This window comes from Streptomyces kryoterrae (genome assembly GCF_054072135.1).
In genome coordinates, this window is the sequence record NZ_CM133358.1 from 9,148,820 (window position 1) to 9,161,289 (window position 12,470).

Consider the following 12,470-nt stretch of genomic DNA (forward strand, 5'->3'; position numbering starts at 1 on the left):
TGACGCTCCGTCATCGGCGGCGTGATACTCGCCGAGTGTGAGGCGCTGCTGAAGACCGTGTTTCCGCACCTCGAAGGGGTGCTGGTGGAAGAAGTGAGCCGCGAGGGCGGGATGCTGCGCATTGTGGCGAGAACAGCGGAGTCGGTTTCGGTGCCGTGCCCGGACTGCGCAACCCCCTCGATGCGACGGCACAGCGGATACCAGCGCCGTCTCGCTGACGGCGCGGTCGGCGGCCAACAGGTGTCCATCGAGCTGACCATCCGCCGCCTGTTCTGCGATGACCAGGGCTGTGCACGGGTGACCTTTGCTGAGCAGATCGACGGGCTGACCGTGCGCTACGGCCGTCGGACGCCGCAACTCCGGTGCTTGTTGAGCGCGATCGCGGTGGCCCTGGCCGGCCGGGCCGGAGAACGCCTCGCGGCCCGGCTGCCGGTGCCGGTCAGCCGCACCACCCTGCTCTCCCTGGTCATGGCCCTGCCCGATCCGTACGCCGAGACGCCCCGGGTACTCGGGGTCGATGAGTTCGCCACCCGCAAGGGACACAAGTACGGCACTGTGCTGGTCGACTGCGAGACCCACGCTCCCATCGACCTGCTGCCCGACCGGGAGTCGGCGACGTTCGCGGCGTGGCTGACCGACCACCCCGGAGTCGAGCTGCTGATCGAGGAGCCCGAGGCGCACCTCCATCCCCAGCTCCAGACCCGGATCATGGACTTGCTCCGCGACAAGGCCCAGGGGACGCAGGAAGGTGGCAGGGCCCCGGTCCAGGTCATCCTCACCACCCACAGCCCCAACCTTGCCGCGTCTACGTCCGTCGAGTGCCTGACCCTCGTCGTCCGGGACGCACTTTCCCGCTGCGGCGCGGTATCACGCGCCTGACCGGCGAGGATTACGCGTTCCTGACCCGGTTCCTGGACGTCACCAAGGCCACCATGTTCTTCGCCCGGGGGCTGGCGATGGTCGAGGGCGACGCCGAGGCGATCTTCCTGCCCGCTCTCGCTGCCGTCCTGGGCATGCCCTTCAACGAGCACGGCGTCAGCGTGGTCAACGTCGGCCACGTCGGGCTGTTCCGGTACAGCCGTGTCTTCCAGCGGCCTGTTCAAGGCCACCTTCAAGGCCCTGCCTCGATGGTGGAACCGCCGGTGACCGAACTTGATAGGGCCAACTTTGGTATGTTCATTTTTGGACGCACCAGAATTGACTGTATTGGGTGGGTGGCTGGACGTGGACGATTTCATCGGGCGGGATCGGGAGCTCGCGGCTCTGGACCGGATGCTCAAGCGGGTCGAGGCGGGTGGCCGCGGTGGGCGGCCGGGCAAGGCGATGCTGATCCGCGGGCGGCGGCGGGTGGGGAAGTCCCGGCTCGTCGAGGAGTTCATCGAGCGCTCTGGGCTGCCCAGTCTGTTCTTCACGGCCTCGGCCCAGGCCGGAGCGGAGGCGGATCTGCGGCTGTTCGTCGAGGCGGCGGCCGAGTCTGACCTGCCCGGCGCCGAGGCGGTGGGCGGGCAGTCGCCCGGTACCTGGGACGCGGCCTTTCACCTTCTTGTCGCCGCGCTGCCGGACGACCGGCCGAGTGTCGTTGTATTCGACGAGATGCCCTATCTGATCAAGAACGATCCGGGCTTCGAGGGCACCTTGCAGAAGTTCTTCGACCGGGAACTGGCCAGGCGGCCGGTGCTGCTGCTCTGTGTCGGATCCGACCTGGCGATGATGGAGCGGCTCAACGACTACGACCGGCCCTTCCACCAGCGCGGTACGGAAATGGTGGTGCCGCCGCTCAGCCCGGCCGATGTGGCGGACATGCTTGGACTCCCGCCGGCCGACGCGTTCGATGCCTTTCTCGTCTGTGGCGGGCTGCCTCTGGTCCTGGAGGAGTGGCCACGCGGCGCGGGGGTCTTCGACTACCTGGCCGACGTGGTGACCGATCCGACCTCGGCCCTCATCGTCAGCGCGGAGCGGTCCCTGGCCGCGGAGTTCCCGGCCGACGCCCAGGCACGCCTGGTGCTCGGGGCGATCGGCTCCGGGGAGCGGACACACACGCTGATCGGCCGGGCTGCGGGCGGCCTGCCCGCCACCACCCTGCGGCGCTCCCTGCAGCTCCTGGGTGCGAAGCGGGTGGTGGAGGCCGTCACGCCGCTGTCCACACGCCCTTCGAAGGAGACCCGCTACTACGTAGCCGATCCGCATCTGCGCTTCTGGCTGGCCTTCCTGGGGCCGTATCTGTCCGAGATCGAGCGCGGCAGGGGCGACCTGACTCTTGAGCGGCTGCGCCGGTCGTGGACGGCCTGGCGCGGGCGGGCCGTCGAGCCGGTGGTGCGGGACGCCCTGTTCAGGATGCGCGCGGACGGTCTGCCCGAGGAGACGGGCGCGGTGGGCGGCTACTGGACCCGCAGCAACGACCCCGAGATCGACATCGTCGCGGCCGACCGGGGCCCGATCGCCAAGCGCATCACGGCGGTCGGCTCCGTGAAATGGCTGGAGAACCGCCCCTTCGACGCCCACGACCTGGCCCGCCTGCTGGTTCACCGCTCGCAACTGCCCGGGGCGAACGAGCAGACCCCGCTCCTCGCGGTGGCGCGGAGCGGGGTCTCGGTGGACGGGGTGCGGGCGGTGGGGCCCGAGGAGCTCATCACCGCTTGGCGGTGACGGTGGTCATGTCAGCGCCGTCAGGGGCACTGCGGGTGCCGAGAAAACATCCGCCCAGGTCGCGGCCTTGACCGCCGATCTCTGGCCGTGCCCCAGCCCACCCAGTCTCTTCACGTGCACAGGCGTGTACACCATCATGATTCTTTCGTGCTGCTGCGCTTGGCCTATCTCGCGGCGACCAACACCCTGGCACTCCTGCGCCTTCTGCCGATGAGCGACCGCGACAAGGACATCGAGATCCTGGCGCTGCGCCACCAGCTGCTGGTCCTGCAGCGTCAGGTTGGCAAACCCACGTTCACCGCCGCCGACCGCGCCGTCCTCGCCGGCCTGCTCCACCACCTCCCGATGGACAAGCTGCGGCAGCTCTTGCTGCTTGGTACGTCCAGACACCATCCTGCGATGGCACCGTGACCTTCTCAAGCGACGCCATGCTGCGGCCTGCGCGCCCAAGCGCCGCGGCCGCCCGCCCACCGTCCGCTCGATCCGCACCCTCGTCCTGCGCCTCGCCCGGGAGAATCTCTCATGGGGATATCGCCGGATCCACGGTGAACTCGCGGCTCTCGGCGTCAAGGTCGCCGCCTCCACCGTCTGGGAGATCCTCCGCGCGCACGGCATCCTGCCCGCACCCGAACGACAGAACACGACCTGGGCCGACTTACTTCGCAGCCGGCTCTGGCAAGATTTTCGTAGGTGGAGATCATCTGGGTGCCGTGGTCGGCCGGTCCGCGTACTGGGCAGCCTTTGGGTGTGCTCAGTTGAACTTCCTTACCTGTTAACGCACTTGGCGGGCGTGTCGGTTCTTTCGGCCGACGGCTCCGGACCTGTGGTGGTTGTCCGTGCGCGTACGCGGTCGCTTGCTCCCGCGCCGTGTACGGGCTGCGGGACGCCGAGTGGGTGGTGTCACAGCCGCTACGTCAGACGGCTCGGTGATGCGTCGCTGGGCGGCCGCCCGGTGCTGATCGAGCTGAGCGTGCGCCGTCTGTACTGCGAGAACACCGCTTGCGAAAAGGTGACGTTCGCCGAGCAGATACCGGGTCTGACCGTGCGTTATCAACGCCGCACGCCGCTTCTGCAGCAGGTGGTTGAGGCAGCGGGGGTGCTGCTGGCGGGCCGGGGCGGCGCCCGCATGCTGCGGGTCCTGAACGTCACGCTCTCGCGGTGCACGGTCTTGTCGCAGCTGATGCGGATGCCGCTCCCGCCCCTGATCACGCCCCGGGTGTTGGGCGTGGACGACTTCGCCCTCTACCGCGACACCTACGCAACCCTCCTGGTCGATGCCACGACCCGTCTGCCCCTCACGCTCTGGGAGGGACGGGACGCCGAACAGCTCAGCCGCTGGCTTCGTGAGCATCCCGGCGTCGAGACCGTCTGCCGCGACGGCTCACTGACCTACCGGCAGGGCATCACCGCCGGCGCCCCCGAGGCCATGCAGGTCAGCGACCGCTTCCACCTGTGGCAGGGGCTGTCACGTCGCGTTGAGGACATCGCTTCCGCCCACCGGGGCTGCCTGCCCGCTGCCCTCCCGCAGGCCGAAGAAGCCGCTCCAGCGCTGGCCGAGGCAGTCACTGGGGACGCCGCAGCGGACACACGAGCCGGGCAGCACGCCAGAAGACTGTTCCAGGCCGTGCACGCCCTGACCGGATCTGGTCGGAGCTACAGCGCCGTGGCCCGGGAGCTCGGCCTGGACCGCCGGCAGGAGGTCGTGCGCCGCCCGCCCCGCAAGCCCTCCACCCTGGACCCCTACCGCGACTACCTGCAACAACGCTGGGACGAGGGCGAACACAACGCGATGGCCCTCCATCAGGAACTCCGCACCAAGGGCTACCTCGGGCACTACCAGCGCGTGAAGATGGCCATCGCGCCCCTGCGACGCGGGCTGCCGCTGGACCAGCCCCGCGAGCGCCCGCCATCCCCACGTGAGACCGCCCGCTGGATCGCCACCCACCCGGACCGCCGCGGCCTACACGTCACCCACCGCCTGCACCGGCTCCTGGAGCACTGTCCGGAACTCAAGCACACCCACGACCTGGTCCGCCGGTTCGCCGCCATGCTCGACAACCGTGACGCCGCACCCCTGCCGTCCTGGCTCGACGAGCTCTCCCACAGCGGACTGTCACCACTTGCCGGCATCGCCGGAGCCCTACGCGAAGACCAGCACGCCGTCGCCCAGGGGATCTCCACCACCTACAACTCCGGCGTCAACGAAGGCCGCATCACCGACGTCAAACTCCAAAAACGCCTGATGGCAGGACGCGCCGGCGTTCCGCTCCTGCGCCACCGCGTCGTCCTGATCGCCCACCTCCGCCGCCGTTACGCGGACCGGCCGACCACGGCACCCAGATGATCTCCACCTACGAAAATCTTGCCAGAGTGTGTGCCACGAACACAAGAAGGGTGAACGACATGTAGGTGGTGAAGTGCACCAATCTCGTGGTGCTGTACGGGAGATGAAGGTCTGGCCCTTCGGAGCCGCCCTGCGGGGGGAGGCTCCAAACCGCCCTCATGCTGCGTTGGCTGAAGACCGTCGTGGTGAGCGATGAGGGAAAAGGCGCCCGCGATGGCGTCAGGTGGGGACAGGGAAGACGATCACTGATGAGGCGTCGAAAATAGTCAGATGGCGTCAGAACCGGGATGAAGCTCTTGATCCCGGGAGGAGCCCGGCGGGAGCCCGTCGACTGGCCGGGCGGCGTCCGGCGTAGAGGTGACGTGAGACCTGTCTGCCGCTCTCGTACGGAACGTGGGAAGGCGTGTTCGGCATGGCCGCGTGCAGCAGCGCGGTCAACCGGGAGTGCCCGAGTCGGGAGTTCCCCGTAGGGACTTCGAGTACCGGGCTGGGCGCGCCGGCGGACCGGCTCGTAGTAGTGCCGAAGCCCCTGTAACGGGGGTGGAGCGAAGGGGCCGGGTCGTTCGTGGCTGTTTCGTCGCGTCAACCAGAGCTCTGGGAGGAGCCTGATGGACCAGCTGACAGCATCTGGCAAGCCGTTCGACATCTCCAAGCAGGAGGTGTGGGACGCCTGGATCAAGGTGAAGGGCAATCAGGGAGCGCCGGGGGTGGACGGGGTGTCCATCGAGGAGTTCGAGAAGGATCTGCGGGGCAACCTGTACAAGATCTGGAACCGGATGTCCTCGGGCACCTACTTCCCGCCGCCGGTGATGGCGGTGGAGATCCCCAAGTCGCACGGTGCCGCTGGTATGCGTGTGCTAGGGGTGCCCACTGTCGCTGATCGGATCGCGCAGACGGTGGTGGCCGCGCATCTGGGGGAGCGGGTGGAACCGGTGTTCCATTCCGACTCCTACGGCTATCGCCCGAACCGTTCGGCCCTGGACGCGGTTGGTACCTGCCGCAGGCGCTGCTGGAAGTACGACTGGGTGATCGATCTCGACATCCGGAAGTTCTTCGACAGCGTGCGGTGGGACCTTGTGATCAAGGCAGTCGAAGCGCACACCGACGCCCGCTGGGTGGTGCTGTATGTAAAGCGGTGGCTGGCCGCTGAACTGCAGTTGCCCGACGGGACTTTGCTGGCCAGGGACCGGGGAACCCCACAGGGATCATCGGTCTCGCCCGTCCTTGCGAACCTGTTCATGCACTATGCGTTCGACACGTGGCTGGCCCGGGAGTTCCCCGGAGTCACCTTCGAACGCTACGCGGACGACGCGGTGGTGCACTGCGCCACTGAGTTCCAGGCCCGCAGGGTCCTGGCTGCACTGCATGAACGGATGGCCGAGGTCGGGCTGGAGCTGCACCCGGACAAGACGAAGATCGTGTACTGCAAGGACAGCAACCGGCATGGCTCGTTCGAGCAGGTGTCGTTCACGTTCCTGGGGTACACCTTCCGGCCGAGGTCGGCCCAGCGGCGGGACGGCGTGGTGTTCACGGCCTTCCTTCCTGCGGTCAGCAGGGACGCCCTGAAGAAAATGAGCGCGACGGTGCGGTCCTGGCGGCTGCATCGGCGCGTGAACAGCACGGAGGCGGAGCTCGCACGGGAGATCAATCCGATCGTGCGGGGATGGATGGCCTACTACGGGGCCTTCTTCCACACCGAGTTGACGCCCGTACTCGACCGCATCAACACCTATCTGTTGCGGTGGATCATGAAGAAGTACAGGAGATCGGGGACCTTGCGAAAGGCCCGCCAGGCGATGGCACAAGCCGCCGCCCGGAGCCCCCCGGTACTTCGCACATTGGATCTGGGTGAAACCGGCCGTCAAGTGACCAGAGCGACAAGAGCCGTATGACGGGAGACTGTCACGTACGGATCTGTGGGAGCCCCGGGCTGAGATGCCCGGGGCCACCCGACCGCGTTCCACGTACGGCGACAACACCCTCAAGCCCGAAGACCGCCTCGCCCGACTGCTTCTCCTCCTTTTTGCCCAAGGGCCGTCGGCGATCCACCGGTTGACCACCGAGGACGTCGAGGTCGGCGTCCAGGAAGTACGTCTCCACCTCGGCGACGCCCCCGTCCAGTTGCCCGAGCCCGTCGCCCACCTCGCCCGCACCGTCGCGGCGAACCGCAAGGGCCACGCGACCATCGGCGCCCTGACACCGTCTCGATGGCTCTTCCCCGGCGGACAGCCCGGACGGCCGATCAACACCACACAGCTGACACAGCGGCTCAACCGGCTCGGGCTCCGTCCCAATCAGGCCCGCAGCACGGCGCTCTTCCAACTCGCCACCGAGATCCCCGCCGCGATCCTCGCCCGCACCCTGGGCATCCACACCGACGTCGCCGTCGCCTGGCAGCGACTCTCCGCAGGCGACTGGGCCACCTACGCCGCCGAGATCAGCCAGCGGGCGAGGCCGACGTGACGCTCCCGGACGGCCACTCCAGGACCGTCAGCTCGGGCCACTGCTCACGCCACCGCACCGCCTTGCTCTCATAGACCGACCGCGGAGCGAGCACCGGATTCGGACGAACGACGAGGTTGAACACATCCGAAAGCCCGTGCGGCGCATACACACGCCACCGGCCGTCGGCCTCCACACGAACCCCCAGACAGCACGTCGTCGCAGCGAAGCTGTCGATTGCCGCCTCGGCGGAGTCATACGGCGGACACGCCACTCCGAACTTGTCCTCATACCAGAGATGAACCCGTGCCTCGTTCCGGATCTCGACCTCTGCAGGCAGGCCGGCGAAGACCTTCTGCCCGGCCTTGATCACGGCGTTCTCCGCCTCCCAGGACAGATCGCCCTCGTCGAAGTAGAAGACGTCGTAATCCTTGATACCGCTGGTCGGCGGCCTATCCGTGACCACGTTCCACACGGTCTGGAACAAGCACCCTGCCGTCACATACCACCCAGGCAGATCCAACGTCGCAGTCCGCGCCAACACCTCCGTCAGCACATCGTTACGCGACAGCACCGCACGCAGGGAGTCAAGTTGCTCATCGAGAGGAAGTCGGCTGATCACCAACCCTGCCTACCACGACTCGCCCGCCAGCGGCCTCGATCCGCCTCAGAAGACCCTCGCCCCAGAGGCATTCCGACAGTTCCAATACCCGACGTCACCATTAGACTCCATGCCGGACAACGGCCAGCGGGGGCGTACCGCGGTGGACGCCTGGCTCGATGGCGGCGCCCCGGAGAGAACGGGAGCGGACCTGCGTGCCGTGGATCCGCTGGGCTTCAGCGCGTTCACGAAGCTGGACCTTCCTGCCGACAGTGCGCAGAAGTCCACGGAGCTGCTGGTCTCCGGCGCCCGGTATGGCGATGCGTGGGCGGTCGGCGTCCAGCTCGAACTCGGAGGCGTGCTCCTGGGGGAGATCCGCACCGAGGTGAGCAGCGAACCGGACCGTGCGTTGGCCTCTGTCCTCGCGTGGGTCGAGGAGTACTGTGAGAGCAGTGGACTGGCCGTCACCCAGGCCGAGAACCTGAGCGATCAGTTCCCCTCCGAACTGAGGCCCTTCCAGATTCGCGCACGATTCCTGGTGGTGCCCCGAGCGGGAGTTTCGTGAACTCCCGCTGAAACCCCCTGAGAACCCCCCTGGATCGACAAGGGCCACCATCCACACAGGGATGGTGGCCCTCTGCGCTGCTCCGCAATTCAGCGACTCAGCAATGGTTTTTGCAAGTCAGAGGGCGAGTTGCTCTCTGTGGCTCGGCTCATTGCTCGCCTTCACCTGCGAAGGGGTTACTTGTACGTGATGTCGCCGGTCGCGAACTTGCAGTACGTGCCGTCGGGGTTGGAGCCGTTCGTCGTCGGCTCCTTGCCGGTGTTGTTGCCGATGTACTTCTGGCAGGGGACGATCTTCTTGCTGGAGTCCCCGACGATCGTGATGCCCCTCAGGGTCGCGCTGTCGCCGTAGTTGGTGTTGATGCCGGCGAGCTTGCCGCCCTTCCAGGTCGCCTCGATGTTGGTGAGGTTGATGGTCCGCTTGTACTGCGTGGAGCAGTTGCCGCAGGACCTGACGAAGGTGCCGAAGTTCTGCGCCGCGAAGTTGGAGATGTTGAGCGTCCCGGCGCCGTTGAACTGGAACACCTTGTCGCTGGCTTCCTTGGCGCCGCCGCCGGACACGGTGTAGACGTTCGACGAGGAGCTGCCCCGGAAGGTGGCGGCGTCCTCGCCGACGTCCTCCCACCACACGTTCTGCAGGGTGCAGCTGCCCTTGCAGTGGATGCCGTCGGCCGCCGGGGCGCCGATGATGACGTTCTTGAGGACGGCGCCCGCCGCCAGCTCGAGGATGGGCCCCTGGTCCTCGTCCTGGTTGTCGGAGCCGAGGTCCCCGGTGCCGTAGAGACGCTTCATCGCGTAGTCCTTGGTGCCGGACACCGCGATGGTCGCGGAGACGCCCTGGCTGCCGTTGGCGGTCGGCCAGGTCGCGGCGCTCGCCGGGGTGAGCGCACCGCTAGTCATGATCATGCCAAGTGAGAGGCCGAGGGTGGCCAGGGTGCCTGTCAGAGCGCGCCCGCGCGCGCGTGGACTTACTGCAGAAGTCATGTCCCGATGCCTTCTTCCGGTCGGTCGTGCTGTGTGGGGAGTTGGGGATTGGGGGTTGCTTCAGAGCTTTCCGGCGCCCGCGCCCGACGTCACCGAGGCGACGACGGTCGAGGCCGGCTCCGCGGTGTAGCTGTACGGAGCGGTGGTGAACGTGCCGACCCGCGAGACCTCCGTGGCGGCTCCGCCGAGGTCGTTGCCGCGCAGGTTGGCGTATCCGTCGACGTCGCTGCTGCGGTTCGTGGTGACCGCGACCGGCGTCGAACGGAAGACGTTGTTCTCGACGAGCATCTGGGCGCCCATGCGGGAGTGCACGGCGGTCTCGGCGCCCTGGACGTAGTTGTCGTAGAAGTGACCGGTGCCGAACCGCAGGCTGGGGATGCGCGAGTAGACGTTGTTGAAGTGGTTGTGGTGGTACGTCACCTTCAGGTGACCGGTGTCCTCGGACGCGTTGTTGTCGCTGTGGCCGACGAGCGAGCCCTTGAAGTGGTCCTTGAAGGTGTTCCAGGACACCGTCACGTTGTCGGAGCCGTGATTGATGTCCAGCAGGCCGTCGTAGTAGTCCTTGTCGTGGGTGCGGTCCGCGGAGAAGGAGTTGTGGTCGATCCACACCTTCGTGGACTCCTGGACGGTCACGCCGTCGGACGGTGCGAGCGGCTTGCTGATGTTGAGGTTGCGGACGACGACGTTCGTCTCCTCCTTGATCCTCAGGCCACCGCCGGTGAACCCGGAGGACGAACCGACGCCGAGGACCGTGGTGTTGGAGCCGAGGTCGACCTGACCGCTCAGTGTGATCAGGCCGTTCACCCGCACGACCTTGGCCGCGTTGCCTGTGACGGCCGTCCTGAAGGCGGCGAGCGTGGTCACGGTGACCGGGGTGGCGCTGCCGCCGCCGGTCGTTCCGGCACCGAATCCGACGGGTGCGTTCTCGGCCGCTCCGGCCGGCTGGGGGACCGCCACGACGGCGACGGCCGCGAGAGCGATGGCCACGGTTGCCGCCGCAGCGGGTCTTTGCTTCTGTGTACGTGGGGGGTGTGTACGCATGCGGGTGCGTCCCTTCGGAAGGGCTGACTGATCGAGGGGGTGATCAGTCATGTGAACTTCATTCACCATGTTGTGCGCCATGTTGCGTGCTGCGCGCGAGCCGGTGGAGCGGTGAAGCGATGACGGTGGGCCCGAAGCGTGGGGGGCTTTGGCGCTCCAAGGAGTGCACTGTCCCTGGAGGTGCTTGGATCGGGGCCGTCTCGTCGAACGCGGATCGACATCGATGGGTCACATCGCTGAACGGAAGGTATGGGGTAAGCGCTTTCTGGTCAACGCTTTGCGCGCAATGTGTGCCGACCGGGTCCGCAACCGCTGGTCAGCGAATGTTTTCGACGTGTGGGAGCGCTTCCATGGGGGCCATGCTCATGCCACGATGCGGGCGGGCAGCCCCGCGGAGCGGGACTTCGACTTCCGCCACGCGTACCCCACGAGCCGTGATCAGGAAGGGACAAGGACGTGTCCACCACTGTCGGCAACATCGCGAAAAGACCACTGCGTTCGGTGCTCGTCACGCTTCTCGCGGGCCTGCTGCCGCTACTCGCGGCGACATTCCTCGCCGCGCCGCCGGCGGCGGCCCGTACGGAGCCGCCCGCGGCGGCCCCCGTCGCCGCCGCAGCGCTCACCGAGGTGACGAACTTCGGGACCAACCCCAGCAACCTGCAGATGTACGTGTACGTGCCGGACGGCGTCACCGCGCACCCGGCCGTTCTGGTGGCCGTGCACTGGTGCACCGGCTCCGGCCCCGTGTTCTACTCCAACACCGAGTACGCCTCGCTGGCCGACCGCTACGGCTTCATCGTGATCTACCCCTCCGTCACCCGTAGCAGCAAGTGCTTCGACGTCTCCTCGCCGCAGGCGCTCACCCGGGGCGGCGGCAGCGACCCGGTGGGCATCAGATCCATGGTCGACTGGGTGACCCGCACCTACGACGCGGACACCAGCAGGGTCTTCGCCACCGGGGTCTCCTCCGGCGCGATGATGACCAACGTCCTGCTCGGCGACTACCCGGACGTCTTCGCGGGCGGTTCCGCCTTCGCGGGCGTGCCGTTCGGCTGCTTCGCCACCACCAACGGCTCGGAGTGGAACAGCGACTGCGCGGGCGGGACAGTGATCCACACCCCGCAGGAGTGGGGCAACCTGGTGCGGGGCGCCTACCCCGGCTACACCGGGCCCCGACCGCGCATGCAGCTCTGGCACGGCACCGAGGACGACACCCTGCGCTACCCCAACTTCGGGGAGGAGATCAAGCAGTGGACCAACGTGCAGGGTCTCGGCCAGACACCGTCCGCGACCGACTCGCCCCAGTCCGGCTGGACCCGCACCCGCTACGGCGCCACCGGTGACAAGGCGCCCGTCGAGGCCCTCAGCCTCCAGGGTGTCGGCCACAACCTGATCACCACCGGCATGGCCGCCCGCGTGATCACCTTCTTCGGCCTGGACAGCGGCGGCACCGTGCCCCAACCGCCGGCCGGTCCCTGCAAGGTGGCGGTCACGACGAACGCCTGGAACACCGGGCTGACCGCGTCCGTGACCATCACCAACACCAGTACGACAGCGGTGAACGGCTGGAAACTGGGCTTCACCCTGCCCTCGGGCCAGACCATCACCTCCGGCTGGAGCGCCACCTTCGCCCCGGTCTCCGGCGCGGTGACGGCCACCAACGCCACCTACAACGCGGCCATCGCGCCCGGCGCGAGTGTCGGCTTCGGATACCAGGCGAGCCACACAGGCAACAGTGCGGCGCCGTCCGGCTTCACGCTCAACGGAACGGCCTGCACGGCCGGTTGAGCCCCGCTGTGCCGGGTGCGTGCCACGAGCGCGCACCCGGTCACCTCCCGCTCCACGTGA

The 12,470-nt window shown here is 67.6% G+C and carries 10 protein-coding genes and 2 pseudogenes; 9 read left to right on the top strand and 3 right to left on the bottom strand.

The window, feature by feature from the left end:
• Nucleotides 1–21: 21 nt before the first annotated feature.
• The 7 genes and pseudogenes from ACW4TU_RS40755 to ACW4TU_RS40785 all read left to right on the top strand — a co-directional run bounded on the left by ACW4TU_RS40755 (nucleotide 22) and on the right by ACW4TU_RS40785 (nucleotide 7,453).
• A complete protein-coding gene (locus ACW4TU_RS40755; RefSeq protein ID WP_457421829.1) occupies nucleotides 22–879 on the top strand; it encodes an AAA family ATPase in 858 nt (285 codons plus the stop codon).
• A gap of 53 nt (nucleotides 880–932) precedes the next feature.
• Nucleotides 933–1,079, top strand: a pseudogene (locus ACW4TU_RS40760) (ATP-dependent endonuclease); the annotation flags it as partial.
• A gap of 145 nt (nucleotides 1,080–1,224) precedes the next feature.
• Nucleotides 1,225–2,646: an ATP-binding protein gene (locus ACW4TU_RS40765; protein ID WP_457421831.1), complete on the top strand. Its 1,422-nt coding sequence runs from the start codon at nucleotides 1,225–1,227 to the stop codon at nucleotides 2,644–2,646.
• A gap of 147 nt (nucleotides 2,647–2,793) precedes the next feature.
• A pseudogene (locus ACW4TU_RS40770) lies at nucleotides 2,794–3,316 on the top strand (integrase); the annotation flags it as partial.
• A gap of 120 nt (nucleotides 3,317–3,436) precedes the next feature.
• The gene (locus tag ACW4TU_RS40775; RefSeq protein ID WP_457430566.1) at nucleotides 3,437–4,990 is read left to right on the top strand and encodes an ISL3 family transposase; all 1,554 of its coding nucleotides are present in this window, start codon (nucleotides 3,437–3,439) and stop codon (nucleotides 4,988–4,990) included.
• Nucleotides 4,991–5,598: 608 nt separating this feature from the next.
• Nucleotides 5,599–6,882, top strand: coding sequence for a group II intron reverse transcriptase/maturase (gene ltrA / locus ACW4TU_RS40780; protein WP_457421833.1), 1,284 nt, complete (start codon nucleotides 5,599–5,601; stop codon nucleotides 6,880–6,882).
• A gap of 43 nt (nucleotides 6,883–6,925) precedes the next feature.
• Nucleotides 6,926–7,453, top strand: a complete 528-nt coding sequence (locus ACW4TU_RS40785; RefSeq protein ID WP_457421835.1) for a hypothetical protein — start codon at nucleotides 6,926–6,928, stop codon at nucleotides 7,451–7,453.
• On the opposite strand, the gene ACW4TU_RS40790 is transcribed toward ACW4TU_RS40785, so the two are convergent.
• The gene (locus tag ACW4TU_RS40790) at nucleotides 7,428–8,054 is read right to left on the bottom strand and encodes a nucleotidyltransferase family protein (RefSeq protein ID WP_457421837.1); all 627 of its coding nucleotides are present in this window, start codon (nucleotides 8,052–8,054) and stop codon (nucleotides 7,428–7,430) included. The genes ACW4TU_RS40785 and ACW4TU_RS40790 overlap by 26 nt on opposite strands.
• A 109-nt stretch (nucleotides 8,055–8,163) precedes the next feature.
• Here ACW4TU_RS40790 and ACW4TU_RS40795 point away from each other — a divergent pair, with 109 nt between their 5' ends.
• Nucleotides 8,164–8,598 carry a hypothetical protein gene (locus tag ACW4TU_RS40795; protein ID WP_457421839.1) on the top strand — a complete coding sequence of 145 codons (435 nt, stop codon included), beginning with the start codon at nucleotides 8,164–8,166 and terminating at the stop codon, nucleotides 8,596–8,598.
• A 176-nt stretch (nucleotides 8,599–8,774) separates the two neighbouring features.
• Here the strand turns inward: ACW4TU_RS40795 and ACW4TU_RS40800 are convergent, their stop codons facing one another.
• The gene (locus tag ACW4TU_RS40800; RefSeq protein ID WP_457421841.1) at nucleotides 8,775–9,581 is read right to left on the bottom strand and encodes a pectate lyase; all 807 of its coding nucleotides are present in this window, start codon (nucleotides 9,579–9,581) and stop codon (nucleotides 8,775–8,777) included.
• Between the two features lie 60 nt (nucleotides 9,582–9,641).
• Nucleotides 9,642–10,622, bottom strand: coding sequence for a pectate lyase family protein (locus tag ACW4TU_RS40805; RefSeq protein WP_457421843.1), 981 nt, complete (start codon nucleotides 10,620–10,622; stop codon nucleotides 9,642–9,644).
• 456 nt (nucleotides 10,623–11,078) lie between these two features.
• On the opposite strand from ACW4TU_RS40805, the gene ACW4TU_RS40810 reads away from it, so the two are divergent.
• Nucleotides 11,079–12,410, top strand: coding sequence for an extracellular catalytic domain type 1 short-chain-length polyhydroxyalkanoate depolymerase (locus tag ACW4TU_RS40810; protein WP_457421845.1), 1,332 nt, complete (start codon nucleotides 11,079–11,081; stop codon nucleotides 12,408–12,410).
• The last annotated feature ends 60 nt before the right edge of the window (nucleotides 12,411–12,470 follow it).

Excerpts from the sequence above, each read along its gene's own strand:
- ltrA (WP_457421833.1), top strand. The coding sequence starts at position 5,599 with ATGGACCAGCTGACAGCATCTGGCAAGCCGTTCGACATCTCCAAGCAG.
- ACW4TU_RS40785 (WP_457421835.1), top strand. The coding sequence starts at position 6,926 with ATGCCCGGGGCCACCCGACCGCGTTCCACGTACGGCGACAACACCCTC.
- ACW4TU_RS40795 (WP_457421839.1), top strand. The coding sequence starts at position 8,164 with ATGCCGGACAACGGCCAGCGGGGGCGTACCGCGGTGGACGCCTGGCTC.
- ACW4TU_RS40800 (WP_457421841.1), bottom strand. The coding sequence starts at position 9,581 with ATGACTTCTGCAGTAAGTCCACGCGCGCGCGGGCGCGCTCTGACAGGC.
- ACW4TU_RS40805 (WP_457421843.1), bottom strand. The coding sequence starts at position 10,622 with ATGCGTACACACCCCCCACGTACACAGAAGCAAAGACCCGCTGCGGCG.